The sequence below is a fragment of the Streptomyces coeruleofuscus genome, assembly GCF_039532725.1.
Lineage (GTDB): Bacteria > Actinomycetota > Actinomycetes > Streptomycetales > Streptomycetaceae > Streptomyces > Streptomyces coeruleofuscus.
The window spans coordinates 553907-580641 of sequence record NZ_BAAASE010000003.1; the positions used below are offsets into that span (position 1 = coordinate 553907).

At 71.7% G+C, this 26735-nt stretch carries 18 protein-coding genes; 2 read left to right on the forward strand and 16 right to left on the reverse strand.

The features are described 5' to 3' along the window. Positions 1-17 precede the first annotated feature (17 nt). Complete coding sequence (locus tag ABFX81_RS13750) at positions 18-1142, forward strand: M48 family metalloprotease (protein ID WP_086843916.1); 1125 nt, start codon at positions 18-20, stop codon at positions 1140-1142. 76 nt (positions 1143-1218) lie between these two features. Here ABFX81_RS13750 and ABFX81_RS13755 read toward each other — a convergent pair whose 3' ends face one another. The 5 genes from ABFX81_RS13755 to proB form a co-directional block, all read right to left on the reverse strand. Next, entirely contained in the window at positions 1219-2289 is a 1071-nt protein-coding gene (locus ABFX81_RS13755; RefSeq protein ID WP_086843914.1) for an SCO2583 family membrane protein, read from the reverse strand. Between the two features lie 89 nt (positions 2290-2378). Beyond that, complete coding sequence (locus tag ABFX81_RS13760; protein WP_487222174.1) at positions 2379-2939, reverse strand: SCO2584 family spore wall biosynthesis protein; 561 nt, start codon at positions 2937-2939, stop codon at positions 2379-2381. Between the two features lie 158 nt (positions 2940-3097). Continuing rightward, the gene (locus ABFX81_RS13765) at positions 3098-4384 is read right to left on the reverse strand and encodes a glutamate-5-semialdehyde dehydrogenase (RefSeq protein ID WP_086843910.1); all 1287 of its coding nucleotides are present in this window, start codon (positions 4382-4384) and stop codon (positions 3098-3100) included. Positions 4385-4456: 72 nt separating this feature from the next. Continuing rightward, positions 4457-4915, reverse strand: coding sequence for a hypothetical protein (locus ABFX81_RS13770; protein WP_059416949.1), 459 nt, complete (start codon positions 4913-4915; stop codon positions 4457-4459). A gap of 134 nt (positions 4916-5049) precedes the next feature. Further along, positions 5050-6210, reverse strand: coding sequence for a glutamate 5-kinase (proB, locus tag ABFX81_RS13775; protein WP_346138196.1), 1161 nt, complete (start codon positions 6208-6210; stop codon positions 5050-5052). A 320-nt stretch (positions 6211-6530) separates the two neighbouring features. On the opposite strand from proB, the gene ABFX81_RS13780 reads away from it, so the two are divergent. Beyond that, the gene (locus ABFX81_RS13780) at positions 6531-8612 is read left to right on the forward strand and encodes a hypothetical protein (RefSeq protein WP_346138197.1); all 2082 of its coding nucleotides are present in this window, start codon (positions 6531-6533) and stop codon (positions 8610-8612) included. Positions 8613-8726: 114 nt separating this feature from the next. Here ABFX81_RS13780 and ABFX81_RS13785 read toward each other — a convergent pair whose 3' ends face one another. The 11 genes from ABFX81_RS13785 to ABFX81_RS13835 form a co-directional block, all read right to left on the reverse strand. Then, entirely contained in the window at positions 8727-9935 is a 1209-nt protein-coding gene (locus ABFX81_RS13785; RefSeq protein WP_086846443.1) for a glycosyltransferase, read from the reverse strand. Between the two features lie 204 nt (positions 9936-10139). After that, complete coding sequence (locus ABFX81_RS13790; RefSeq protein ID WP_086846441.1) at positions 10140-12224, reverse strand: hypothetical protein; 2085 nt, start codon at positions 12222-12224, stop codon at positions 10140-10142. A gap of 203 nt (positions 12225-12427) precedes the next feature. Next, entirely contained in the window at positions 12428-13924 is a 1497-nt protein-coding gene (locus ABFX81_RS13795; protein ID WP_086846439.1) for a D-ribitol-5-phosphate cytidylyltransferase, read from the reverse strand. Between the two features lie 572 nt (positions 13925-14496). After that, positions 14497-16047 (reverse strand): alkaline phosphatase D family protein, encoded by a 1551-nt coding sequence (locus ABFX81_RS13800; protein ID WP_086846437.1) that lies wholly within the window; start codon positions 16045-16047, stop codon positions 14497-14499. Between the two features lie 168 nt (positions 16048-16215). After that, positions 16216-17712, reverse strand: coding sequence for an FG-GAP-like repeat-containing protein (locus ABFX81_RS13805; protein ID WP_346138108.1), 1497 nt, complete (start codon positions 17710-17712; stop codon positions 16216-16218). Positions 17713-17865: 153 nt separating this feature from the next. Next, positions 17866-19302: a GTPase ObgE gene (gene obgE, locus ABFX81_RS13810; RefSeq protein ID WP_086851565.1), complete on the reverse strand. Its 1437-nt coding sequence runs from the start codon at positions 19300-19302 to the stop codon at positions 17866-17868. Between the two features lie 126 nt (positions 19303-19428). Beyond that, the gene (rpmA, locus tag ABFX81_RS13815; protein ID WP_010041940.1) at positions 19429-19683 is read right to left on the reverse strand and encodes a 50S ribosomal protein L27; all 255 of its coding nucleotides are present in this window, start codon (positions 19681-19683) and stop codon (positions 19429-19431) included. Between the two features lie 14 nt (positions 19684-19697). Next, positions 19698-20018 (reverse strand): 50S ribosomal protein L21, encoded by a 321-nt coding sequence (rplU, locus tag ABFX81_RS13820; RefSeq protein WP_004931419.1) that lies wholly within the window; start codon positions 20016-20018, stop codon positions 19698-19700. A 268-nt stretch (positions 20019-20286) separates the two neighbouring features. Beyond that, a complete protein-coding gene (locus ABFX81_RS13825) occupies positions 20287-24438 on the reverse strand; it encodes an Rne/Rng family ribonuclease (protein WP_086851561.1) in 4152 nt (1383 codons plus the stop codon). A 259-nt stretch (positions 24439-24697) separates the two neighbouring features. Next, entirely contained in the window at positions 24698-25480 is a 783-nt protein-coding gene (locus ABFX81_RS13830; RefSeq protein WP_086851559.1) for a TIGR03936 family radical SAM-associated protein, read from the reverse strand. Between the two features lie 48 nt (positions 25481-25528). Then, positions 25529-26716 (reverse strand): hypothetical protein, encoded by a 1188-nt coding sequence (locus ABFX81_RS13835; protein ID WP_346138109.1) that lies wholly within the window; start codon positions 26714-26716, stop codon positions 25529-25531. Between the last annotated feature and the right edge of the window lie 19 nt (positions 26717-26735).

Genomic DNA, 26735 nt, shown 5'->3' on the forward strand with positions numbered 1-26735 from the left:
CGCACATGGGGGAAGACATGTCCGACGGCCACGAGCACAACGGGCACGAGCACGTGCCGAGCAGGCAGCGCAGGCGCTTCCCCGGAATCTCCTCGCGTACGTACGAGCACCCTGCCGACCGCTCGGCCCTGGTGGCGCTGCGCAAGCTGAGCGGTTTCGACACGGTGTTCAAGGCGCTCAGCGGCCTGCTGCCCGAGCGCAGTCTGCGGCTGCTGTTCCTGTCCGACTCGGTGCGGGTGTCCGACCAGCAGTTCTCGCATCTGAACGTGATGCTGCGGGACGCCTGCTACATCCTGGACCTGGAGAAGGTCCCGCCGATGTACGTGAACCAGGACCCGCAGCCGAACGCGATGTGCATCGGCCTGGACGAGCCGATCATCGTCGTCACGACGGGCCTCGTCGAACTGCTCGACGAGGAGGAGATGCGGGCGGTCGTCGGCCACGAGGTGGGGCACGCGCTGTCCGGGCACTCGGTCTACCGGACCATCCTGCTGTTCCTGACCAGCCTGGCCGTCCGGGTCGCCTGGATCCCGCTGGGCAACCTCGCGATCATGGCGATCGTGACCGGGCTGCGCGAGTGGTTCCGCAAGTCGGAGCTGTCCGCGGACCGGGCGGGGCTGCTGGTCGGGCAGGACCTTCAGGCGTCCATGCGGGGTCTGATGAAGATCGCGGGCGGTAACCACCTGCACGAGATGAACGTGGACGCGTTCCTCGCCCAGGCCGATGAGTACGAGGCCGGGGGCGACCTGCGCGACTCGGTACTGAAGATCCTGAACGTGCTGCCGCGCTCCCACCCCTTCACCACCGTGCGGGCGGCCGAGCTGAAGAAGTGGGCCGAGTCGCGGGACTACCAGCGGATCATGGACGGCCACTACCCGCGGCGCGACGAGGACAAGGACACCTCGGTCCGGGACTCCTGGCGGGACTCGGCGAACCACTACACGACCCATGTGAAGAACTCCAAGGACCCGCTGATGAAGCTGGTCACCGACCTCGCCGGCGGCGCCGGCGACCTGGGCGACCGCGTCCGCCGCGGCTTCGGCGGCTTCACGAGCCCGGGTCAGCAGCCGCCTCAGGGGCCCGGGACGCCGGGCACGTCGGACTCGCCGGGGGACGACCGGCCGCCGCGCGACGAGAGCTGAGGCGCCCGGGGGAGCACCGGGAGGACCACAGCCCCCAGCGCCGGCTGCAGCGCCCCGGAAGCCCGGATTCCCGCCGTCACACCCTCGGCTGCGCGCTCGTCGCCAGGGAGCCGCACAGGGCCGTGGCACTGCCCGTGGCGTAGGGGTCCGTGCCGGCGGGGCCGCCTTCCTTGGCCGTCTGCCCGGCCAGGAGGGGGCGCAGGTGGTTCGTGGAGTCCTCGGCGCAGGAGAGCGGGCCGGCCTGGACGTAGGAGACGACGAGCTGGGCCTGGTGCAGGCGCAGGTCGTCGCGGTCGAAGCGGAAGTGCAGCTCGCGCCGGACGGTGAACAGGGACGCCTCGGCCTTGTCACCGGCCCCGGCGGGCCGCAGTGCGTACACGAACGTGTGGTCGGCGGTGACCTCGAGCGTGGACGAGTCGGCCTCGGCGGCCTGGAGCGTGCCCTGGACGCGCACTCTGCGGTCGGCCAGCTCGGCGCGGGAGGGGTCGAAGCGGACGAGCCAGCCGGTGGGCGCGTGACGTCCGTCCGCGGTGGGCCGGGCGAAGCTCTGATCGAACTGGTCCAGCTGGTCGGGGGCCAGCAGGACCCGGACGGCGCGGACCTCACGGCCCGTGAGCACGTCCGGGTCGAGGGCGGAGCGGACGATGTAGTCCTTGGCGGTGGTCAGGGCGGCCACGACCTGGCTGTCCGAGAAGTGCGCGGTGCGCCGCGAGGCGGGCAGCGGCACGCCCTCCGCGCCGGTCTTGAACTGTGCGGCGGGGCTGCGCTCGTACAGGTACGCCGTGTCGGCCGTGCCCGGCACCTTGCCCTCCGGGGCGAGCGGGATGACGGTCATCCGCAGGGGTTCGGCGGTCTCCTGGGCGGCGGGGGTCTGGTAGGGGTGCCGTACACCCATGTAGATCGCGGTGCCGAAGGCGACGGCGATCAGCAGGACCAGGACCAGTGCCTGCCGGGACAGGCCCCGGCGCAGGGGAGCGACGCGGCGCACGGCGGGTGCGTGGTCGCTGATCCGCTCCTGGGCGGAGTACTCCTGGAGGCGGGCAGCGCGGACGAACGATTCGTCGAAGACGACGGATCGGTACTCGTCCTCTCCACCTCCGGGAGCGCCCTCGGGTGTCCCCTCAGGTGGGTCTCCTGGCCCGCCCATATCTTCAGGGTAGGTCTCCGGAAGCTCGGGTAAACGCCCTGCCGCACCACAAGTTCTGACAGGTCCTCACCAATGTGAGCGGGTTCCGGTCAGGGGTTGCGCGGGATCACCGAGACGGCCGGCTGGGAGTAGTCCGCGGAAGCGGAGGGAGCCGCCCCGCTGCCCTGTCCCAGCCCGGTCGAGGTGGGCGCCGGCACGGGGTCCTGGCGGTTGGAGGACGCTCCCCGGTACACCGCCGTGAAGGCCAGCGCGACCATGCCGATGCCCATCACGAGGGCGAGCACCCAGGCGACGGGGCGGTGCCAGCGGACCCGTTTGGAGTACGGCCCGGTGCCGCCGTAGTGGTCCTCGAGGACATCGGGGTCGTCCAGGTCGTCCAGCTCATGGCCAAAATGGCCGGACCCGTCCGGGCCGTACCCGTCGTCGTACCGCTCGCCTCTGGAGTGGGCGCGGCGCGCCTCCGCCTCGGCTCTCGCCTTGGCGGCGGCCAGGAGGCGCTCCACGGCGGTCGGCTCGTGCACCACGGCCGCGCGTACGAAGGCCTCGTCGAAGACCACGGAGGCGAACTCTTCGTCCGACACCCCGCGGTCGTGGTCGTCGTCGGGCTCCCGGCCGTCAGGAAACGGCGTGCCCCCCACGTCCTCCGGCACGGTTCCAGAGTAGACCTGGGGGGTCATTTTGGGCAGACGGTATGGAAATTCATCCGCCGGTTGAGACGGCGTTCACGGGGTGCCGCACGGCGCACGCCCGGCAGGTCCGCCCCTGCCGCACACACATGCGCCGCATCACACACCCACGCGTCAGGTGGTCAGCGCCGTACGTGCCCGTCACCGGTGACGATGTACTTCGTGCTGGTCAGCTCAGGCAGCCCCATCGGGCCGCGGGCGTGCAGCTTCTGCGTGGAGATGCCGATCTCCGCGCCGAAGCCGAACTGGCCGCCGTCGGTGAAGCGGGTGGAGGCGTTGACGGCGACCGTGGTCGAGTCGACCAGCTGGGTGAAGCGGCGGGCTGCCTGCTGGGAGGTCGTGACGATGGCCTCGGTGTGGCCGGAGGTCCACAGCCGGATGTGCTCGACGGCCTTGTCCAGCGAGTCCACCACGGCCGCGGCGATGTCGTACGACAGGTACTCCGTCTCCCAGTCCTCGGCCGTCGCCTCGACGACGGTGGCCTTGGAGTCCTTGGCGTAGGCCTGCACGCGCTCGTCGGCGTGCACGGTGACCCCGGCCTCCGCGAGGGCGTCCAGGGCCCGCGGCAGGAACTCGGCGGCGATGTCCTGGTGGACCAGCAGGGTCTCGGCGGCGTTGCAGACGCCGACGCGCTGGGCCTTGGAGTTGATCAGGATCTCGACGGCCGTGTCCAGGTCGGCCTGGGCGTCGACGTAGACGTGGCAGTTGCCGGTGCCGGTCTCGATGACCGGGACGACCGACTCCTGGACGACCGTGTTGATCAGCGAGGCGCCGCCGCGCGGGATGAGCACGTCGACCAGGCCGCGGGCGCGCATCAGCTCGCGCACGCTGTCGCGGCTCTCGCCGGGCACCAGCTGGATGGCGTCGGCGGGCAGCCCGGCACCGCCCACGGCGTCGCGCAGGACGCGCACGAGGGCGCTGTTCGACTGGTACGCCGAGGAGGAGCCGCGCAGCAGGACCGCGTTGCCGGACTTCAGGCAGAGGGCGGCGGCGTCGACGGTGACGTTCGGCCGGCCCTCGTAGATGATCCCGACGACGCCGAGCGGCACGCGGACCTGGCGCAGGTCGATGCCGTTGGGCAGCGTGGAGCCGCGCACGACCTCGCCGACCGGGTCGGGCAGCGCGGCGACGTCGCGGACGTCCGAGGCGATGGCGCGGACCCGCTCGGGGGTGAGCGTGAGCCGGTCGATCATGCCCTCGCTGATGCCGGCCTCGCGGGCCTTGGCGACGTCCTTGGCGTTGGCCTCGACGATCTCGCTCGTACGGACCTCCAGCGCGTCGGCGATGGCGAGCAGCGCGTCGTCCTTGTCGGCCCTCGGCAGCGGCGCGAGGCTCGCGGCGGCGGCCTTGGCACGGTAGGCGGCCTCGGTGACCGGGGACATGGAGTCGTACGGCGAAAGCGTGGTCATAAGGGAAGCGTAGTGTGCCGGACGCGTCCGTTCATCGTGCGTTCCACAGCCCGAGACACTCCGTGGACCGGATCAGAACGGGTGCACTCCGACGGGCGAGGCAGGGGGCGGGCCGTACCCCTCGGCGATGCGCTGGTGGTAGGTGGCGCGGTCGATGACCTCCAGGCCGACGATCTCCCAGGGCGGCAGCCCCGCGGTCTGCCGGTGCTCGCCCCACAGGCGCAGGGCGACGGCGGCCGCGTCGTGCAGGTCGCGGGCCTCCTCCCAGTAGCGGATCTCCGCGTGGTCGACCGCGTATCGGCTGGTCAGGAGGAAGGGATGGTCGTGGGCGAGCTGTTCCAGGGCGCGCCGGACCTCGGGGAGCGGGGCCTCCTTGCCGGAGACGCTGAGGGTGACGTGCCACAGGCGCGGCGTGTCCGCGGGTTCCTCGCCCTCGAACCGGTCCCCGGCCGCCACGCTCGTCAGGGCCCGCTCCTCACCGGCCGCGCGGGAGCCGGCACCACCACGGGACGCTGTGGCCCCAGGGCGCACTCGTCTCACGACGGCCTCCTTTGCACAGTGGCGCTGCTGTGGAATATGTCCCCGAGACAAAGTTGAGCAGGCCGCAGGAGATCGCGGGGCGGTTTTGCGGAACGTCCACCACCGGGGGCGGACGTTTTGACACATTACGGGTGCAGGAGCACCAGGTCGTCCCTGTGTACGACCTCGCGTTCGTACGCGGGTCCCAGTTCGCGAGCCAGTTCGCGGGTCGAGCGGCCGATCAGCCGGGGGATCTCCTTGGCGTCGAAGCTGACGAGCCCGCGGGCCACGGCCCGTCCCGTGGTGTCCCGCAGCTCGACCGGGTCACCGGCGCTGAACTCGCCCTCGACGGCGGCGATCCCGGCGGGCAGCAGCGACTTGCGGCGCTCCACGACGGCCTCGACGGCACCGTCGTCCAGGGTGAGTGCACCCTGTGGGGTGGAGGCGTGCTGGAGCCACAGCAGCCGGTCGGCGGAGCGTTTGCCGGTGGGGTGGAAGTAGGTGCCGGTGTCCTGGCCGGACAGGGCGTCGGCCGCGTGGACGGCGCTGGTGAGAACCACGGGCACGCCGGCGGCGGCCGCGATCCGGGCGGCCTCCACCTTGGTGACCATGCCGCCCGTGCCGACGCCGGCCTTGCCCGCGCTGCCGATCTCGACGCCCGCGAGCTCCGCCGGGTCGCGTACCTCGGCGATGCGGGAGGTGCCGGGCTTGCCGGGGTCGCCGTCGTAGACGCCGTCCACGTCGGACAGCAGGACCAGCAGGTCGGCGTGGACGAGGTGGGCGACCAGGGCGGCGAGGCGGTCGTTGTCGCCGAAGCGGATCTCGTCCGTGGCGACGGTGTCGTTCTCGTTGACGATCGGGAGGGCGCCCATCGCGAGGAGCTTGTCGAGGGTGCGCGAGGCGTTGCGGTGGTGGGCGCGGCGGCTCATGTCGTCGGAGGTCAGGAGCACCTGGCCGACGCGGACGCCGTAGCGGGCGAAGGAGGCGGTGTAGCGGGCGACCAGCAGACCCTGGCCGACGCTGGCGGCGGCCTGCTGCCGGGCGAGGTCCTTGGGGCGGCGGCTCAGGCCCAGCGGGGCGAGGCCGGCGGCGATGGCGCCCGAGGAGACCAGGACGATCTCCCGCTCCCCGCCGCCCGCCCGTCTCCCACCACCGCCCTCAACCGAGGCCCTACGGGCCACCCCCTGGTTTCGGACCTTGGCGAGCACGTCGACCAGCGCGTCCACGCGGTCGGCGTCCAGGCCGCCCGACGCGGTCGTCAGCGAGGAGGACCCGACCTTGACGACGATCCTGCGGGCCTCGCCCACGGCCTGCCTTGCCCCTGCCACGTCGCCGTCCGTCCCCTCGCGTCGATTCGGTCGCTCACCAGGAAATCTACGGGACGGTCGGGCGGGGCGCGGCGCCGGTCCACGCTACGGACGGTGCCGCCCGCGTCACGGGAGGGCGGCAGTCACCCTTCTTCGGTCCCACCACGCGACAGGAACGCGATCTTCCGCTACGGTCCCACGACACCACGGGACGGCAGCCGCCCTCTACGCCCTGACGACACACGCGTGTCGTCAGGAGGTCGCCGCGCGTTAACCCGGCGGCCGACCTGCGCCGACCCGACGCTCCTGGAGTGACCGCAGTGCCCCTACCTCTCCCCCGCCCACCGGCCCTGCTGAAGGGGCTGGTCACCATCGTCCTGGCCGCCGCGTTCGCCGCTCAGGCGGTCGCGGCGCTGCTGCCCCACGTACCGCTGCTGCTCGCCGCGACCACCGTCTCCCTCGCCACCGAGGGCGTGCTGTACCGGTGGCAGCGCGGAGTGCTGTCGCTGTTCGCCAAGTCGCACGCGGACATCACCGTGCGGCACGTCCTGCGGGACCTGCTGCTGGTCGTGGGCCTGCTGCGGCTCGGCGAGCAGGACCGGGAGACCGTGTACACCCCGCTCGTGGCCGGACTGCTCGCCTTCTACGTGCTGCACTGCGCGGTCCAGGCGGTCTCCGTGCTGGTGCGCCGGACCCGCACCCTGCCGGTGGTGACCCGGAACATCGACGCCTCCGCCCTGCGGCTGTCCAAGGCCCCGTCCATGCTGCTGCGCCGTCCCGGCCACCGGCTGCTGGTGTTCGGCCTGCCGGCGACGGCGGGGCTGCTGGCCGCCGCGCCGGGCGACGAGCCGGTGTACGCGGCCGCGGGCATCGCGCTCTCCCTCGCGCTCACGCTGACCGGGCTCGGCGCACTGCTCCTGCGGCTGCTGCCGGGGCGCCGCCCGGCCGGCGAGCAGGAGGTGCTCGACTGGTTCGACGCGTGGCTGGCCGAGTACCGGCCGACCGTGGGCCTGTACTTCTCCGGCGGTGCCTCCTCGGCCTACCAGGCGAACATGTGGCTGGAGCCGCTCGCCAAGACCGACGGGAAGCCGGTCATCGTCCTGCGCGAGCGGTTCATGGTGCAGAAGATCGCGGCGACGGACATCCCGATCGTGTGCCTGCCGAAGGTGTCCACGCTGATGCGCCTCGAGCACTCCACGCTCCAGGTCCTCATCCACCCCGCGAACTCGGGCAAGACCTCCCAGGTGCTGCGCATCCCCACGATCAGGCACACCTTCGTCAACCACGGCGAGAGCGACAAGCTGTCGTCCTGCAACCCGTACGCGAAGGCGTACGACGAGGTCTGGGTGGCCGGGCCCGCCGCGCGCGAGCGGTACGCGCTGGCCGAGGTGGGCGTCGAGGACAAGGACGTGGTGGAGACGGGCCGCCCGCAGCTGGACGCCGTGCGGCCGTACGCCGGTCCGGCGGCGGGGCCCCGCGGCGGAGCCGCTGACCGGCACTGCACGACCGTGCTCTACGCGCCGACCTGGGAGGGCTGGGACGGCAACCCCGGCAACACGTCGGTGATCGCGGCCGGGGAGAACCTGGTGCGGGCGCTGCTCGCGGACCCGGGCGTGCGGCTGCTGTACAAGCCGCATCCGCTGACGGGGTCGGTGGACCCGCGCGCGGGGGCGGCCGACCTGCGTATCCGGGAGCTCATCCGGGCGGCCAACCGGGAGCGGACAGGGGCTCGTCGTCCCACGGGCGGTGCCGAACTGGCCCGGCTCACCGAGGAGCTGGACCGGCTCACGACGACCGTCTTCCGGGCCGGGGCCGACACGGTGGAGCGGATGCGCGTGCAGTCGGCGCCGGAGCCGGGCCGGGCGGAGGCGGTGGCGCGGGCGACGGCGGCCTGGGAGGAGGCGTACTGGGCCTCGCTGCCGGAGGGCGAGCACCAGATCATCACGGACGCCCGGCCCGCGCTGTACTCCTGCTTCAACGTGGCCGACCTGCTGATCAGTGACGTGTCCAGCGTGATCAGCGACTTCCTGGCGAGCGAGAAGCCGTACGCGGTGGCGAACACCAGCGGGCTGCCCGAGGAGGCCTTCCGTACGGCGTTCCCGACGGTGGCGGCGGCGACCGTGCTGACGCCGGACGCGGCCGGGGTGCCGGGCCTTCTGGAGACGGTCCGGCACCCGGAGAAGGACGACCTGGCCCGGGCACGCGCCGCGTTGAAGCTGCGCCTGCTGGGCCCCGCCGATCCGCCGTCGCAGGAGCGCTTCGACGCGGCCGTACGGGCCCTGTGCGAGGAGGCCCGGGCCCACCGGGCACGAGTGGCGGAGCGCCTGACGGCGGAACTGCCCGGCCAGCGCACGGAGCCCGCGAGTGACGGGGCGGGCCTGCCGACGGCCGCACCGCGCTAGCGGACTGACGACGAACCAGCAGACAGCACGACGAAGCAGCGGACGGCACGACGAACCGACCGGTGAAGCAGGCGCGGGGCCGTGGGCGATCGACCCACCGGCCCCGCGCCCGTGTTAGGCCGCCTGCCGCACCTCACGCGACGTCAGCACCCGCCGCGCCTTGCGCACCGCCCGGCGTACGAACGTGTCGACGCCGCCCTCGCGGTAGCCCGGGAAGGCGCGGGCCTCGCGCGGCTCGGCGAGGTACACCGAGTCGGGGATGCCCGCGGCGCGGTCGCGGAAGTGCGGATAGGCCAGGTAGACGCGGCGGCCCTTCTTCTCCAGGAGGGCCGCCGCCTGCTTCTTGGCCTTGACGAACTTCACGACGTCCAGCAGCAGTTCGGGACGCTGCTCGGCGACCAGGTGCAGCCGCAGCCGCTCGTGGACCTTGAGGCGCTGGGCGACGCCCTCGGTCCAGTACGTGTCCATCAGCGGCTTGGCCAGCTCGAACTTGTGCCGGCGTATCTCCTCGCTGTCGGTCAGGTACTTGGGCCCGAACTGCGGCAGCAGCGTGACGAGGAAGGGCCGGATCATCAGCTGGTCACGCCGGCCGCCCGCGGGGACGAGCTCGGCGATCAGGTCCATCAGCGCCCGCGCGGAGTCGAAGCGCAGCGTGTAACTGCCGCTCTTCGTCACGTGCTTGCCGTCGTCACGGCCGACCAGGTAGTAGCAGGTGTGGTCGGCGACCACGGAGACGCCGTCCGCCCGCAGGTACGCCTCCATCGTGAACAGCGCGTCCTCGCCGGTGAACAGCGACTCGTCGAACCGCATGCCGTGCCGGTCGAGCAGCTCGCGGCGGAACAGCTTCTGCGCGCTGAGCGTGAACTTGATGTTGGACGAGAAGACGTCCGTGCGCTCCACCGTCTTGCCCCACATGGACTTCGGCGCCGAGCGGTTGACGCCCTCGACCTTGCCGAGGACGACGTCCGTTCCGGCCCGGTCGGCCATGTCGACCATCCGTTCCAGGGCCTCGGGGCCCAGCCGGTCGTCGGCGTCGAGGAAGAAGACGTAGCGCCCGGTCGCCTTGCCCAGACCGACGTTGCGCGGGCCGCTGGGGCCGCCGGAGTTCTCCTGCCGGATCACCAGGACGTGCATGGGAGCGCGCTCGGCGAACTCCTCCAGGTACTCCCCCGTGCCGTCCGTCGATCCGTCGTCCACCGCGATGACCTCGATGCGCTCCGGATCGATGGTCTGTGCCTCGACGGACGAGAGGCACTCGATCAGGTACGGCATCGCTTCGTACGCACCGATGATCACACTCACATCAGGCTGCGCCACGGTCACGTTTCCCCCTAGTCAATGGGATATTCCCCCCGTATCTCCTCATTCGCTACTTGGTAGACGGGTGATCGAGGCAAGCGGTTGCCTCGATCACCTGCATCAGTGAGTCACGTCACATGGTGAACCGGCAGGCAGCGGGAACGAGAAAGAGTTCGGCCCCCGAGGAACACTCCTCGGGGGCCGAACTCTGAAGCAGGCGGGGGCGGTTCAGCCCGTGCCGACGCCGTCCGTGTCACCGGCGGAGGACACCCGCTGCCCGGGCACGGCGTTCGCCAGTTCCTCCGCGTCGGCGGTGGCGGCCGCGATCCGTGACTCCTGGCCGACGTTGCGCGTCTCGGCCTTGATCGCGAGGTTCGCGACGGCGGTGTTGAACTGGTCGATGGAGGCCGGCTCGTCCGGGCCCAGCAGGTACTGCTTGAGCTCCTTGCGGTCCTCGGCCAGCGGATCGGCGGCCGGGTCGCGCACCGCGCCGAGCAGCTCACCCAGCTCGGCCGCGCTGTTGGACAGGATCACCGCGGCACGCACCGCCGTGTTGTTCCGCTTGAACTCCTCGGCACCCAGCTCCGCGGAGTCGGTGACCGCGTACGGCTTGCCGCTCGCGATGAAGTCGGAGACCACGCTGGAGATGTCCGAGACCATCGCGTCCGAGACGTTGAAGCAGTCGTACAGCCGCGGTTCGGAGCCGGTGATGACGCGGTGCTCCCAGGTGGGGAAGGAACGCCAGTAGGCGTCGTTCCGCTCGGCGCGCAGCCGGGCGACCTCCTCGTGCCGGGCGACGTCGACCTGCCCGTCACGAGTGGCCTCGGCCTCGTCGCGGCCCTTGTCGCCGCCGGTACCGGCCAGCTGGGCGATCCGGGCCTCGATCCGGGCCAGCTCGGCCTTGGCCTGCGCCTGGGCGGCGCTGTCGGTGGCGAAACGCGAGTCGGCGGCGCGCTCGGCGGCGGCCTTCTGGACCAGGGCGGTGATGCGCTGGTGCGCGGCCTTGGCCTCCTTGCTGCGCGTGCCGGTGAACGGGTGCGGCTTGTACAGGACGCGGACCGGCGGGTCGGCCGTGATCAGCCTGCGCACGATGTTCTCGCCGGCCAGCAGGATCGAGGTGTTGCCGGGGTTGTCGTCCCAGCCCTCCCAGGTGGGGGCGTACAGGACGGTCGGGATACGGCCCTCGGGCACGCCCTGCCAGGTCTGGATCGGGGCGAGCTGCGGGCGGCCGACCTCGACGATGTCGTCGTCGCGGACACCGACATCGGCGATGGCGTAGCGGTCGCGGCCCGCGCGGCCGGCCGTCCACACCTCGTCGTAGACCTTGCTGAACGGGTTGACGCTGGCGAGCTTGTCGCTGTCGCCGTGGCCGATGAAGACGTGCTTGATGGTGGGCACGCGCAGCATGTGGATGTTCTTGCCGACGTTCGCCGCGTAGAGCGCGACCCGCACCGTGGACAGGTCCATGTTCATCAGGTGCACCCCTCCGGGCACGCAGATGACGGGGACCGTGGTCGGGGCCAGGTTGTTCAGGATGGCCCGCTCGCGCAGGATGATCAGCGGCTTGGAGTCCAGGTTCTCCATGGTGTCCAGCCACATGTTGACCTGGTAGGCGGAGTCCTTCGAACCCGAGAAGTACAGGACCGTCTCCGGCTTGTACTCGCCCAGCCAGTCGTCGATGGCGGCCAGCACCCGCTCGGCGTTCGGCGGGATCTTCCGACCGCGCACGTACGGCATGAGCGCCACGACGTACAGGGTGGCGACGGCCACCGTGATGGCGATGCCGACGAAGCCGATGAGGGCCGACTTCACCTGCGCGGCGAGCAGGATGCCGACGACCGCGAAGAGGTCGAGGTGCAGCATCTTCTCGGCGGAGCGGTGCAGCAGCCGGCGCGGCGGGGCGTCCGGGATGCGGATGCGGGACTTCAGGTCGACGTTGCGGGTGGCGACCGGCATGCGGCGGCGGTTGCGGATCAGCTGGACCAGCGCGCCGTGCGGGGCCTGGAGACCGTAGAAGGCGATGAAGCAGGCGATCGCGCCGTAGTAGATCAGGTTGTCCGCGAGGGACAACCGGGCCAGCAGCAGGACGAGCAGCAGCTGCCGGATCAGGAAGCGGATCGACAGGCCGGCCCGGACCTTGCCGAGGCGGTTGATCAGGTAGCTGCCCTTGCGGTGCAGATAGTGGTCCGCCAGGTACGTCACGGCGGCCGCTGCCGCGAAGGCGGGGACGCTCGGGACGAGCGCGGCCAGCATGAGGGCGGGGAAGCCCGCCACCATGAGGACCGCCGCGGCCAGCTCGGCCGCGCTGCCCACCCGGGCGACGCGAATAGCGGTGGATATCACGGAGAAACCTGCTCTTGGGAGGGGTGTGCCGGTCTTGGTTCGAGAATGCGGCTGGTCTGTGAATATTCGCGAGACGGTATGGATTCAGGCCCCTGCGAACACCCCTGTTGACGAACCGCGTTAACAGGAGGGCGCAGAGGCCTGAATTACCGAAGTCTATTTGGCGCCAATTATTACACGCCGTCCTGCCGGTCCAGCACCGTGGCCAGCGCCTGCTCGAAGCCGGAGGCGCGGGCCGCACCGGCGGTCGGGTCCTGCTGACGGACGTCGATGACGTGCCCGGTCAGCTCGGACAGCAGCACGTCCAGCGAGGTGCGCGCCACGGCCTCGGAGGACAGCAGCGAGCCGGCCGGCTCCTGGCCGAAGGCCTTGGTGCGCATCGGGGTGGCGGTGCGCTCGGGGTTGATGCAGTTGACGCGGACGCCGTCGCCTGCCCATTCGTCGGACAGGGCCTGGGTGAGGTTCACCATGGCGGCCTTGGTCGAGGAGTAGAGGCTGTACTCGGCACGGCCGCGGGTGTAGCTGCTGGAGGTGTAGAGCAGCAGCTGGCCCTTGGTCTCGGACAGGTACTTGTACGACGAACGGGCGATCTGCACCGGGGCCAGGTAGTTGACCTTCAGCGCCTCCTCGATGGTGGCGTTGTCGGTCTCGGCGAGCTTGCCGATGCGCAGCACACCCGCGGTGTTCACCACGTAGTCGATGCGGCCGGTCTCGGCGTAGGCCTTGGACAGGGCGTCGTCGACCTCCTCCGGGTTCTCCACGTGGGTGCCGGTGGTGGAGCGGCCCAGCGCGTAGACCTTGGCGCCGTAGGACTCGGCGAGCTCGGCGATGTCCTTGCCGATGCCGTAGGAGCCGCCGAAGACGACGACCGTCTTGCCGGTCAGCAGCTCCCGGTAGGCCTCCTCGGAGACCTGCTCGGGCGCGGCCGTGGAGGCCAGCTGGAAGAGCTTGTCGGCGATGAAGACGTCGACGGGCTGGGTGACCTTCATGTTGTACTCGTCACCCGCGACGACGTGGATCGGCACGTCCGGCAGGTACTTGAGCACGACGGAGCAGTCGTCGGTGGCCTGGAAGTTGGGGTCGCCGGCGGCGACCTCGTAGGCCCGCTTGATCGTGGACAGCTTGAAGGCCTGCGGCGTCTGGCCGCGGCGCAGCCGGGAGCGGTCCGGGATCTCGGTGATGAACTCGCCGTCCTCGCCGTGCGTGCGCGTGACGATGATGGTGTCGGCGGAGGGGATGGCCACGTCGACGGCCTGGTAGCGCTCCAGCGCGGTGACGCAGTCGTCGATGACGCGCTGCGACAGCAGGGGGCGAACGGCGTCGTGGAAGAGGACGTTGGCGTCCTCGCCCTCGGCCAGGCCCTCACCCAGGGCCGAGATGGCCCGCTCGGTGGTCTCGTTCCGCGTGGCGCCGCCCTCGATGACCTTCGAGACCTTCTTGAATCCGGCCTTCGCGACAATCTTCTCGATGTCGGGCACATAGCCCGGCGCCATCAGCACGATGATGTCGTCGATCGAGTCGGCGTTCTCGAAAGTGGTCAGCGTGTGCTCGATGACTGCCTTGCCGGCGATCTTCAGCAGCTGCTTGGGGATCGACAGACCCACGCGCTGACCGGTGCCACCGGCCAGGATCACTGCGGTGGTACGGGGCTTGGCTATGTGCTGGGACACAGGTGACCTACCTTGGGGCGACAGGGAACTTCGAAATGGTCCCACTTGTGGTTACCGCAGTGCAAGGTGAGCGACCTCTGCCGCATATGTGCGCGCAACCCGTCATTCACCTCCCACTCCTGGTGATTGGTGAGACGGCTGCGCGGGCCCCGGGGAAATGCGCTGTGAGTAACTCCACAGATGCTCAGCGACGTCGGAGCCGCTCGGGACGGCGGTGACCGAGGACCTTCACGAGTTCCTTGGACGATGTCCGGTGCACGGTACGCGCTTTGAAGGCGCCCTGCGTACCGGCCCCGCCGCTCGCCGCGTCGGGCCCCGCTGCCGTGGTGCGCGGATCTTCACGTCCCCGGGCGAGGGGCTGCACGCGTTCTTCATAGGCCCGGGCGCGAATACGGCTCGCCCGGCCGTTCATTGCCGCGGAATTCCTGGTCAAGATTCCGCAGCATTTGGGTCTCGGCGAGAGCAATACGCGACGAGCCGGGCGGGACTTCTCACACGGCTCGCCCGTCTCCTACGACGAAGGGCCCGGCACTCCGAGGAGTACCGGGCTCACGGGAGCGTCAGGGGCCGGGTCAGACCACCTCGACGCCCGGCCGGCCCGCCTCGACCCGCAGCTTGGCCAGCGTGCTCGGCGTCGCCGACGGCTGCCGCACGGTGTCGACCACCCTCACCTGCGCGTCGATGCCGTCGCGGCGGACGTCGAAGAGGTGGTAGCCGCGGTGAGCGTCGAGCAGCTTCCAGTGCGGGTTGTCCGGGCGCCGCGGGTCCCACTCCCTGCGGAAGGCCGCCTGGTCCTGGTCGCCGTTGCTGGAGATGGAGGTGCCGACGAACTCGGCGCCGACGACCGCGGAGTCCGGGTCGGCGTAGTCCACCTTGAGGTCGCTGATCATCGTCAGGTGCCGGTCGCCGGAGAGCACTACGGGGTTGCGGACCTTCTTGAACTCCTGGAGGAACCGGTTGCGTTCGGCCTGGTAGCCGTCCCAGGCGTCGTAGAACCAGAGCTTGCCCTCGCCGACCTGGAGGTCCGTCTCGGCCATCATGATCTGCGAGGCGATCAGGTTCCAGCGGGCCGGCGAGCCCTGGAGCCCGTTCAGCAGCCACTGCTTCTGCCGCGCGCCGAGCATGGTCAGCGACGGGTCCTGGGCGCCGGCCTGACTGGTGGCCTGGTCGCTGCGGTACTGGCGGGTGTCCAAGACGTTGAGCCGGGCCAGGCGGCCGAACTCCAGGCGGCGGTACATCCGGATGTGCGGGCCGTTGGGGACGGCGGTCGCCCGGACCGGCATGTGCTCGTAGAACGCCTGGTAGGCCGCGGTCAGCCGGGCCACGAACGCGTCGTGCGGCTGCTTGTCCGGGTCCTGCGGGATCTCGCCGGCGAAGTCGTTGTCCACCTCGTGGTCGTCGAAGCTCACCACGAACGGCGCGTGTCCGTGCATCGCCGCGAGGTCCGGGTCGGTGCGGTACTGCGCGTACCGGTTGCGGTACTGGACGAGGCTGAACGGCTCGCCGCTCCCCTCGTGCCGCCGCAGTGCCGTCGCCGACGGCGTGGACTCGTAGATGTAGTCGCCGACGAACACCACGACGTCCGGGTCCTGGTCGAGCATGTCGGCGTACGGCGTGAAATAGCCGTGCTGCCAGTTCTGGCAGGAGGCCAGCGCCAGGCGCAGGGAGCCACCGGAGCTGTAGGGGCCGGGCGCGGTACGGGTGCGGCCGGCGGGCGAGAGCTGCCCGCTGGTGCGGAAGCGGTACCAGTACGTACGGTCCGGGCGCAGCCCGCGTACGTCCACGTGAACGCTGTGCCCGTACTCGGGCCGGGCCTGGGCGGTGCCCCGGCGGACGAGCTTTCTGAACCGGGAGTCCTCCGCGAGCTGCCATTCCACCGGCACCACCCGGTCGGGCATACCGCCGCCGTTCAGGGGATCCGGGGCGAGCCGGGTCCACAGCACGATGCCGTCCGGCAGCGGGTCTCCGGAGGCGACGCCGAGGCTGAACACGCCGTCGGGCAGCGGCGTCTCGGCCCCGTGGGCGGTGGCCGGAAGCCACAACTGCGCGGAGGCCGCGGCACCGAGGACCGCGGCACCGGCGGTCAGAAATCGGCGTCGGTCGGGGGATACTGCTCCGGTCATCGGCTGACTCCCTTACCTCGCTGGCCACTTGGACACTGGGAAGCTTCACGCTCGCGGGCGGTCCGCCCGCTGAACGCCGGGGTTCACGTACATGACAAATGAGCAGCCAAAAGGAGACCCGCCGCCAGCGCTGGAACAAGCCGTTGCCGGGGCGGGTCTGACAGGTGATCAGTCGGCGAAGCCGGTGCCGAGCCGGGCCTCCGTGGCGGTGGTGCCGAGGAGTGTGTTGCCGAAGGTCGTGGTGGCGTTGGGGCTCACGACGGTTGCCGGGGCGGACTTGAAGTACCACACCGACCCGGCGTTGCCGTTCTCCCCCGGCGCGCCCGCGGCCAGGTCGGCCAGGCCGTCGTGGTTGGCGTCGGCGAGGTGGACGGCCCTGCCGAAGGCGTCGCCCTTCTCGGGCGTGCCCGGCACGTTGGGCGTGTCCTGCGTCACTGCCTGGGCGCCGGTGCCGGTGAGCCCGCGCTCGGTGCCGGGCAGCACGACGACGGCTCCCGCGTCGGCCACAGTGCCCAGGTTCTCACCGGGCAGCCCGGTCGCCACGTCCGGGAATCCGTCGCCGTTGACGTCGGCGACCCGGACGTCGGTGCCGAAGCCGTCGCCCGCCTCGGCGCTGCCGGGCACGCCGGGGCTGTCCTGGTTGAGGTGCTTGGCCTTCACACCGTCGGGCCCGTCCGGGGCGCCCGGGATCCAGGTGACCCGGCCGCCCTTCGCCGCGGGGGTGTCGAGGTCGCTGTCGTACCCGTCGACGGCCCGGCCGACCACGATGTCGTCGTAGCCGTCCCGGTCGACGTCCCCGATGTCGAGGTTCTCGCCGCCCTTGAGCCGGTAGCCGTCGGCGCCCTGCACGGTGCTGTACGGCGTGAGTCCCTGCTCGGTGCCCAGCCAGTACACGACCCGGCGGGCGTCGAACTCGTCGCCGTCGATCTGCGCGCCGGCCACGTCCGTGACACCGTCGCCGTTGACGTCGCCGGTGGCCAGGTCGAGGTAGCGGCTGTCGAACTCGTCCGTCAGGAGCTGCTCGCCCTGGGTCGTGGAGCCGTCCCGGGCGAACGGGCCTTTCAGCACGCGCAGGTTGATCTGGTTCTCCACGGTCACCAGGTCCTCGGCACCGTCGCCGTTGATGTCCCCGACGGTCAGGCGCCCCTGGCGGCCGAGCCAGTCGTAGGCCTTCCCGGTGGCCAGGACGGCCCCGCCGGACAGGCCCTTCGCACCGCCCCACAGAACCTCGACCAGCCCGGACTCCTCGCCGCCGTCGGCCGTGTCCTCGCTTCCCACGCCGACCACCAGGTCCGCGTACCCGTCGCGGTCGAGGTCGGCGGTGGCGAGAGCGCTGCCGAACGCGTCGTCCGTCTCGGGGCTGCCGGGCACGCCGGCCGTGCTCTGGCTGAACACCTGCCTCTTCGTCGTGTCCAGCCCGTTCTTCGTGCCGTAGACCACGGCGACGTAGCCGGCGCCCTTCTTGCCGCCGACGGTCGCGGTCGGGGCGGCCACGGCGAGGTCGGCGTAGCCGTCGCCGTTGAAGTCGTCGTGGAGCTTCGCCGCGCCGGTCGGGGTCGTGGGAGCGGCGTCGGCGGCCTGTGCGGCCACCGGGGCGGTGACGGCCGCGACGACCGCGACGGCCGCCGCCACTCCTGCTCCTCGGCCGATCCTGCGCTTGCTCATGGACTGGGGCACGTGAACTCCGGTGATCCGCTGGGCAGTTACGGCACGGAGAGGAACAAGATCCTCATCCGCGCTGCCCAGTACGACTCACCGAAGAACGACTTGGTTGCCTTGAAGTCCGTTGCGAATTTGCTTCTCGTTAACTCGGGACGCTCAGAACGGCTCGAAGTCGTCGAACTCCCGCTGCGCGTCGTCCCGCTCGGCCTGCCGGTCCCTGCGGCGCTGCGCGGCCGGTCGCGCCTCCTCCAACCGGTGGTCCTCACCGCGTCGGCCGAGCATCTCGGCCCCGGCCATCACGGACGGCTCCCAGTCGAAGACGACCGCGTTCTCCTCGGGACCGATGGCGACGCCGTCGCCGCTCCGGGCGCCCGCCTTCATCAGCTCCTCTTCGACCCCGAGCCGGTTGAGCCGGTCCGCGAGGTAGCCGACCGCCTCGTCGTTGGTGAAGTCGGTCTGCCGCACCCAGCGCTCGGGCTTCTCGCCGCGTACCCGGAACAGCCCGTCCGCCTCGCGCGTCACCGTGAAGCCGGTGTCGTCCACGGCCTTGGGCCGGATCACGATCCGCGTGGCCTCTTCCTTCGGCTTCGCCGCCCGCGACTGCGCCACGAGATCACCGAGCGCGAACGACAGCTCCTTGAGCCCCATGTGCGCCACGGCGGACACCTCGAACACGCGGTACCCGCGCTCCTCCAGGTCGGGCCGTACCAGCTCGGCCAGCTCCTTGCCGTCCGGTACGTCGACCTTGTTCAGGACGACGATCCGCGGACGGTTGTCCAGCCCGCCGTACTGCCGCAGCTCCTCCTCGATGAGGTCGAGGTCGGAGGCCGGGTCGCGGTCCGACTCCAGCGTGGCGGTGTCCAGGACGTGCACGAGCACACTGCACCGCTCCACGTGCCGCAGGAACTCCAGGCCCAGGCCCTTGCCCTGGCTGGCTCCCGGGATCAGCCCGGGGACGTCGGCGATCGTGTACACCGTCGAGCCGGCCGTGACGACACCGAGGTTCGGCACGAGCGTGGTGAACGGGTAGTCGGCGATCTTCGGCTTGGCGGCGCTCAGCACCGAGATCAGCGACGACTTGCCGGCGCTCGGATACCCGACGAGCGCCACGTCGGCGACCGTCTTCAGCTCCAGGACGACTTCCCGCACGTCCCCCGGCTCGCCGAGCAGCGCGAACCCGGGCGCCTTGCGCCGCGCGGACGCCAGCGCCGCGTTGCCGAGCCCGCCCCGGCCGCCCTGCGCGGCGACGTACGACGTGCCGTGCCCGATCAGGTCGGCGAGGACGTTGCCCGCCTTGTCGAGCACGACCGTGCCGTCCGGAACCGGCAGGACGAGGTCCTGCCCGTCCTTGCCGAAGCGGTTGCCGCCCTCGCCGGGCTTGCCGTTGGTGGCCTTGCGGTGCGGGGAGTGGTGGTAGTCGAGGAGCGTGGTCACGGACTGGTCGACGGTGAGGATCACGTCCCCGCCGCGCCCGCCGTTGCCGCCGTCGGGCCCGCCCAGCGGCTTGAACTTCTCACGGTGGACGGAGGCACAGCCGTGACCTCCGTTACCCGCGGCGACATGCAGCTCGACGCGGTCCACGAAGGTGGTCATGGTGGGTGCCTCCAGTGATGTACGGCCGTTGCGTACGGGTTGTACGGGGTTGTTCTCTGCGTAACACGCGAAAGGCGGACCCGCTTCCCGTGAGGGAAGTGAGGTCCGCCTCGCGAAAGCTTCCGGTCAGGCGACCGGAACGATGTTCACGACCTTGCGGCCACGGTGGGTGCCGAACTGCACCGAACCGGCCTGGAGGGCGAACAGCGTGTCGTCGCCGCCACGGCCGACACCGGCGCCGGGGTGGAAGTGGGTGCCGCGCTGACGGACCAGGATCTCACCCGCGTTGACGACCTGACCGCCGAAACGCTTCACGCCGAGGCGCTGAGCGTTGGAGTCACGACCGTTACGGGTGGACGATGCGCCCTTCTTGTGTGCCATCTCTCCTCAGTCCCTTACTTCGCAGCCGCGGGGATCTCAGTGACCTTGATCGCCGTGTACTGCTGGCGGTGGCCCTGACGACGGCGGTAACCGGTCTTGTTCTTGTAGCGCAGAATGTCGATCTTCTGGCCCTTGTGGTGGTCCACGACCTCGGCCTGGACCTTGATGCCGGCCAGCACCCACGGGTCGCTGGTCACGGCGTCGCCGTCGACAACGAGCAGGGTCGAGAGCTCGACCGTGTCGCCAACCTTGGCAGTGGAAATCTTGTCAACCTCAACGATGTCGCCGACAGCAACCTTGTGCTGGCGACCACCGCTGCGCACGATGGCGTACACGCGGACTCACTCTCTCGCTCGGGGAAACGGCACCCCCGCAGGCCAGCCGCCCGACACAAAGAGCGGCCTCTCCTGGGCGCCCGGCGCCCGGAGGATGAGGTTTACGGGGATGTGACGCGTCATTCGACACGCCGACGGTCAAGGTTACGGGGCTGCGGCCGAAGGGGTCAAACCGAGCCGTGCCCGGCCCCTGTGCGACCGGTCACGCCGGTCACGTCCGCCGGGGCGTACGCAGGTTCGCGCACGCCCCGGCGGGCGTCGATGCCGGTCAGTCCTCGTCGGTGGAGGCCGAGACGGAGGAGCGGGGCTGCTCCGCCGCGACGGTCTTCTTCGACGTGGTTTTCTTGGCGGCGGTCTTGGTGGTCTTCGCCGCCGCCTTCTTCGCCGTCGTCTTCTTGGCCGCGGTCTTCTTCGCCGCGGTCTTCTTGGTGGCGGCCTTCTTCGCCGTGGCCTTCTTCGCCGTCTTGCGGGCCGTCTTCTTGGCCGGGGCCGACTCCTCGGCGGCCTCCTCCGTGGCGGTGCCTTCAGCCACGGCGGCCTCGGCCGCCTCGGGGGCCTCCTCGGCCGCGGCCGACGGGACGACCACGACGGCCGCCTCCTCGGACGCGGTGGACACGGTGGGCTTGCGCACGGCACGGCGCCGCGGACGGGCCGGGGCGGCGCTCTCGGCGGGCGCCTCGACGGCCGCCTCGGCAGTCGCCGCGGGCTGTTCGGCCTGCTCGGGCGCCTCCGTGGCCTCGGACGCGGCGGGCGCGGTCTCGGAAACCGTCACCACGGTCGCCTCCGCCCCCGCCGGAGAACCGGCCGGTGCGGACACCTTGCGCGTCGCCCGACGACGGCCACGGCCCTTGGGCGCGGCCTCCTCGGCGGCCGGGGCCTCGACGACCGGGTCCTCGACGGCCATCGGCTCGGCGTGCGCCTCGGCGGCCGGCTCCGGCTGCACCGGACGGGCGACCTCCTCGGCTGTCGTCACGTCCTGAGCCGTCGGCACCTCGGCCTCGGCCTGCTCGGCCTGCCTGTCCTGCCGGGCCTTCGGCTCGGCCGTCTCGCCGCGCGGCGCACCCGCCGGAGCCGACGCCCGCCGGCTCGTCCGGCGTCGCGTCCGCCCGCGACCGGCCGCGGCCTCCGCCTCGGCGGCGCTGCTGTACAGCTCCTCGTCGGGCTCGAAGACCGGCTCGGGCAGCGCGATCGGCTCGGCGATCTCGGCACCGACCTCGGCCTCGGTCTCCGCCTCCTCCTCGGCGGTCTCGACGGCCGCCTCGTGCACGTGCGGCTCGGCGGCACCGGCACGCGCACGCTTCTTCCGCTTGCCGCCGCCTCCGGCGGAGGTCGGCTGCTCCATGTGCACGATGACACCGCGTCCGTTGCAGTGGACGCAGGTCTCGGAGAAGGACTCCAGGAGCCCCTGCCCGACCCGCTTGCGGGTCATCTGCACGAGGCCCAGCGAGGTCACCTCGGCCACCTGGTGCTTCGTGCGGTCCCGGCCCAGGCATTCGAGCAGGCGCCGCAGCACCAGGTCCCGGTTGGACTCCAGCACCATGTCGATGAAGTCGATGACGATGATGCCGCCGAGGTCGCGCAGCCGGAGCTGGCGCACGATCTCCTCGGCCGCCTCCAGGTTGTTCCTGGTGACGGTCTCCTCGAGATTGCCGCCCTGGCCGGTGAACTTGCCGGTGTTGACGTCGACGACGACCATCGCCTCGGTCCGGTCGATCACCAGCGAACCGCCGCTGGGCAGCCACACCTTGCGGTCCAGCGCCTTGGCGAGCTGCTCGTCGATCCGGTACGTGGCGAAGACGTCGACCTCGGAGGTCCACTTCTGGAGCCGCTCGGCGAGGTCCGGCGCGACGTGCGAGACGTACCCGTGGATGGTCGACCACGCCTCGTCGCCGCTGACGACGACCTTGGAGAAGTCCTCGTTGAAGATGTCGCGCACGACCCGGACCGTCATGTCCGGCTCGCCGTACAGCAGCGACGGTGCATTTGAGCTGCCGCCGTTCTTGGACTTCTTCTGGATGTCCTCCCACTGCCCCTGGAGCCGCTCGACGTCCCGGCGCAGCTCGTCCTCGCTCGCGCCCTCGGCGGCGGTGCGCACGATGACGCCCGCGTCCTCGGGGACGATCTTCTTGAGGATCGTCTTCAGCCGCGCCCGCTCGGTGTCGGGCAGCTTGCGGCTGATGCCGGTCATGGAGCCCTCGGGCACGTACACGAGGTAGCGCCCGGGGAGGGAGACCTGGCTGGTCAGGCGGGCGCCCTTGTGCCCGATGGGGTCCTTGGTCACCTGGACGAGCACGGACTGCCCGGACTTCAGGGCGGACTCGATGCGCCGCGGGCCGTTGGCCATGCCGAGCGCCTCGAAGTTGACCTCACCGGCGTACAGGACGGCGTTGCGGCCCTTGCCGATGTCGATGAAGGCGGCCTCCATCGACGGCAGCACGTTCTGCACCTTGCCGAGGTAGACGTTGCCGACGTACGAGGTCGACTGCTCCTTGTTGACGTAGTGCTCGACGAGCACGCCGTCCTCCAGGACGCCGATCTGCGTACGGTCGCCGTGCTGCCGGACGACCATCACGCGGTCGACGGCCTCGCGCCGGGCCAGGAACTCGGCCTCGGTGATGATCGGAACGCGGCGGCGGCCCTGCTCGCGGCCCTCCCGGCGGCGCTGCTTCTTGGCCTCCAGACGGGTCGAGCCCTTGATGGACTGCACCTCGTCGGACGGTTCGGCCTTGGGGCGGGGCTCGCGGACCTTGACGACCGTGCGCTCCGGGTCGTCCTCGGAGGGCTCGGCGGCGTCGGCCGCGGTGTCACCGGCACGGCGGCGACGACGACGGCGCCGGCGGCTGCTGCTGGAGCCGCCGCCCGACTCGTCACGGTCGGCGGCCTCGTCGGACTCGTCCTGGTCCTCCTCGGCCTGCTCCGCGCTGTCCTCGGCGGCCTGCTCGGACTCGGCGTCCGTGCCCTCGCCGCCCTCGGCGTCGCTCTCGGCGGACTCACCGCGCCGACGGCGGCGGCCGCCCCGGCGACGGCGACGGCGCGAGCCGGCGCCCTCGGAGTCGTCCTGGTCCTCGCCCTCGGCGGACTCCTCGGGCTCCTCCGCCTCGTCGACGGCGGCACTCTCGGCAGCGGGGGCCTCGGCGGCCTGGGCCTCGGGCTCGTCCGCGGAACCCCGGCGACGACGCCGGCGGCGCGACCCGCCGGACTGCTCCTCGCGCACCTCGGCCGACGCGGACTCCTCCGCCTCCTCGGGCTCATCGGACCCGGCCGCCTCGGCGGCGGCCGCGGCGGCGGCCCGCTCCGGCGTCTGGAACTGGGGCTCGGTGAACACGGGCGCCTGGAACACGGCGACAGCGGGCCGCGCGGGCCGCGCCGACGTCTCGTCGTCACCGGCGTCGGCCTGCGCGGACTTCGAGGACCGGGAACCCCGCGAGGACTGCGCGGGCTCGGCGAAACCACTGGCGGCCCGGCGGACGGCCCGGCGGCGCCGCCGCGGAGCGGCGTCCTCGGCGGGCTCGGAAGCCTGAGCGGCGGCCTCGGACGCTCCGTCGGACTCAGCGGCAGGGGAATCGGTCACAGGTGCCTTCGCCTCCTCGGCGGGCGAGCCGGAGGGGGCCTCGGCGGGCCCACCAGACGCGGCAGCGACGGCCTCGGCGGGCGCGTCGGTGGTGGCGACGGAGCCGGACCGGCCCGCGTCGGCGGTTTCTTCGGCCGCGTCCGCGGCGGCAGGCGCTGCGGTGGGCGCGGTCACGCGTCGGGTGGCACGCCGCCGAGTCCGGCGCGGAGCAGCCTCCTCGGCGGCCTCCGTGGTGTCGGCGCCGTCAGCGGCCGCGGCGGCCTCAGGGACGCCCGGCTCGGTCTCTGCGACGGCGGCCGTCGCCGTCGCCGTCTCCGCCGGGGTCGCGGCGGGGGAGGTCACCGTGCGCGTCGCACGACGCCGGGTGCGCCGGGGAGCGGCGTCCTCGGACCCCTCGGCGGGTGCGGGGGCCTCGGCCTGCTCCGGCGCCTCGGAGCCGGCCGGAGCCGTAGCGGTCACCGGCACCACGGTCTCGGCGGCCTCGGCGGACGCGGGAGCCCCGGCGGGCGCGGCGGCACGACGGACCACACGGCGCCGCTTCGGAGCGGCGGGCGCGGCCTCCTCGGCGCTCTCCGCGGCCTCGGAAGTCTCCTGCGCCGCCACGGCCGTCTCCTCGGCGGCGGCCTCCTCGACCTCGCCGTCCTCTACGGCGTCGGCCGCGAGGTCCTCGGGCTCCGCGGCCGGTATGGCCGGCGTGACGGTCTCCACCGGAGCGTCGGAGGAGGTGCCGACGGGCGGACCCGCCGGCCGGGACGCGGCACGGCGCCGCCGGCGAGGCGGCAGGGTGTCGCTGGGGGTGTTCTGTTCGGAGTCCGTGGCGGACTCTGTGGGTTCGGTCGGTCCGAGCATGCGGGCTTTTCTCCCGTCAGGCTCCCGGGCGCCGCGCCTGGTCCGGCTGTGCCGGTGACGTCCGCGGCTCGCGCTGTGCGCGTCGCCGCCGTCCGGGGCGCGGGCGCCGCACGGGAGCTCTCTGTGTCCTGTCTCGCCGGTTCCGTACGCCGAATGCGTACGGCCTGGCGAAAGTCTTCTGGTCGGTACGCTGCCCGACCCAGGTGGCTCCCGAGTCCGAGGGCGGCGCTACGACGTCCGTCCCTACGCGGAACCTTCCTTACGCCGACGCCGTCGCGGCGGCAGTCGGTTCGGCCGTTGAGTGGGCCTCCGCTGCCTCGCGGTCGGGCGCGAGCGGGTCGGTCACCGTGCCGGTCTCTTCATCGAACAGCCCCTGCGCCAGCCTGGTCACCGCTGCGGGGACCGGCGGCGCCAGGTCGGCCACGGCGCGGAGACCGGACAGGACGTCGTCGGGTCGTACGGCAGGCGTCACGTGCCGAACAACCAGCCGCAGTATCGCACAGGGCTGGTCGGTCGGCCTATCAGCCTGGGAACTCTGCGTTTCCGCGAGGTCGCGGATCTCCAGGCCCGCGACGGCGGAGCGGGCGTCGAAGGTACGGACGCCGTTCTTCATGAGGCGCTGGACCTCGACGGTCTCGGCCGCGTTGAAGGCGTCCACCGCTCGGCGGGCGTCCTCCTGCGGCACGCCGTCCAGTCGCAGCTCCCACACGGAAGCCGTCAGCCGGTCGGCGAGACCCGAGGTACGGGCCTCGACCGCCTCGACGATGTCCAGCCCGGTGGGCATCGACTCGTCGAGGAGGGCCCTGAGCCGCTCCGGGTCGCGGGGCGCGGTGAGCGCGATCTCCAGGTACTCCGCCTCACTGCCCGTGCCGGTGGGTGCGGCATTGGCGTACGACACCTTCGGGTGCGGTGTGAAGCCCGCCGAGTAGGCCATCGGCACCTCGGCACGGCGCAACGCACGCTCGAAGGCGCGCTGGAAGTCACGGTGGCTGGTGAACCGGAGGCGGCCGCGCTTGGTGTAGCGCAGTCGGATGCGCTGCACCGCGGGTGCGGGCGGCGGGCCTTCGGGCTGTCGCTTGCCCAGTGTCGTTCAGTCCTTCGTGAGAGCGGTCGTACTTCTACCAAGAGTACGTGCCTCGCGGCCCGAAGGTTCCCCGAGGTCGACCGGCTGCGGCTGCGCCGGCTCCCCGAAGAGCATCCGCCGGAAGTCGGCGCGCGCCTGGCGTACGGACTCCCGGGCTGAGGCCAGCGCCTGCCGCGTGGCCCGTCCCACACTGCGGGCGGCCTCGGCGACGGGCCGCAGGACGACGTCCCGCACGACGTGCCCGACGGGCGTCAGCACGCTCCGGTACACCCAGCGCACCGGCTCGACGAAGATCCACCGGAAGAGCGTCGCGAGGAACCGCCCGACGGCGAGCGAGACGTACCCGGCGACGCGCCAGGCGTGCCCCAGAGCGTCCCGGATCTCGCGTCCGATGACGGCGAGGACGCGTCCGACCGGGGCGAACACCCAGCGCCAGACGGCGAGCGCGGGCAGGACGAGCAGGATCCGGGCGATCCAGTAGAGGACCGTACCGATGCCGGTGACGATCGTGCTCACCAGCCACACGAGCCCCTTGCCGCACCAGACGATCGCCCGCCCGACGGGCGCGAGCACCCACGTGTACAGCCACACGGCGGGTACGACGACCAGGTACCGGGCGAGCCACGCCACGACGGCGTACACGCCGGCCCCGACCGCGGCGAGCACGGCGCCGAGCCCCTTCAGCACCCACATCACGGCACGCCCGACCGGCGTGAGCAGATACGAGTACACCCAGCCGAGCGCGGCGCCGACGCCCCTGACGACCCCGGTGGCGACCCACGCGATCGCGTGTCCCACCGGCGTCAGCGCGTACCGGTAGAGCCACACCAGAGGCACGACGAGGAGCACGTTCCCGAGCCACCCGAGCGCCTTGGCCACCGGCACGACGACATACCGCCACAGCCCCACGAACGGCCAGACGAACACCGCCCGCCCGAGCCACAGCAGCGCCCGGCCCAGCGGCCGGAACAGCACGTCGTTCAGGAACCGCCCGACCACGACGAGCGCGTCCCACACCATCCGCACGGGGACGACCAGCAGGAGCACGACGATCCGCACGGGAATCCGGATCGCGACGGCGAGCCACCCCTCGGGCGCCGCCTCACGCACCGGCGGCGCGGACGGTTCGGGCACCCGTTTCCGCAGATCGACTCGCGTCTCGGAGCCCTCTCGGGCCGACTTCTCCAGATCCATACCGTCGTAGACGCCTCAG

What these genes read in the sequence shown, in the direction of transcription:
- ABFX81_RS13835 (WP_346138109.1), bottom strand. Translation starts at nt 26,716, where the DNA reads ATGGATCTGGAGAAGTCGGCCCGAGAGGGCTCCGAGACGCGAGTCGAT.
- obgE (WP_086851565.1), bottom strand. Translation starts at nt 19,302, where the DNA reads ATGACCACCTTCGTGGACCGCGTCGAGCTGCATGTCGCCGCGGGTAAC.
- ABFX81_RS13750 (WP_086843916.1), top strand. Translation starts at nt 18, where the DNA reads ATGTCCGACGGCCACGAGCACAACGGGCACGAGCACGTGCCGAGCAGG.
- ABFX81_RS13800 (WP_086846437.1), bottom strand. Translation starts at nt 16,047, where the DNA reads ATGACCGGAGCAGTATCCCCCGACCGACGCCGATTTCTGACCGCCGGT.
- ABFX81_RS13805 (WP_346138108.1), bottom strand. Translation starts at nt 17,712, where the DNA reads ATGAGCAAGCGCAGGATCGGCCGAGGAGCAGGAGTGGCGGCGGCCGTC.
- rpmA (WP_010041940.1), bottom strand. Translation starts at nt 19,683, where the DNA reads ATGGCACACAAGAAGGGCGCATCGTCCACCCGTAACGGTCGTGACTCC.
- ABFX81_RS13765 (WP_086843910.1), bottom strand. Translation starts at nt 4,384, where the DNA reads ATGACCACGCTTTCGCCGTACGACTCCATGTCCCCGGTCACCGAGGCC.
- ABFX81_RS13755 (WP_086843914.1), bottom strand. Translation starts at nt 2,289, where the DNA reads ATGGGCGGGCCAGGAGACCCACCTGAGGGGACACCCGAGGGCGCTCCC.
- ABFX81_RS13825 (WP_086851561.1), bottom strand. Translation starts at nt 24,438, where the DNA reads ATGCTCGGACCGACCGAACCCACAGAGTCCGCCACGGACTCCGAACAG.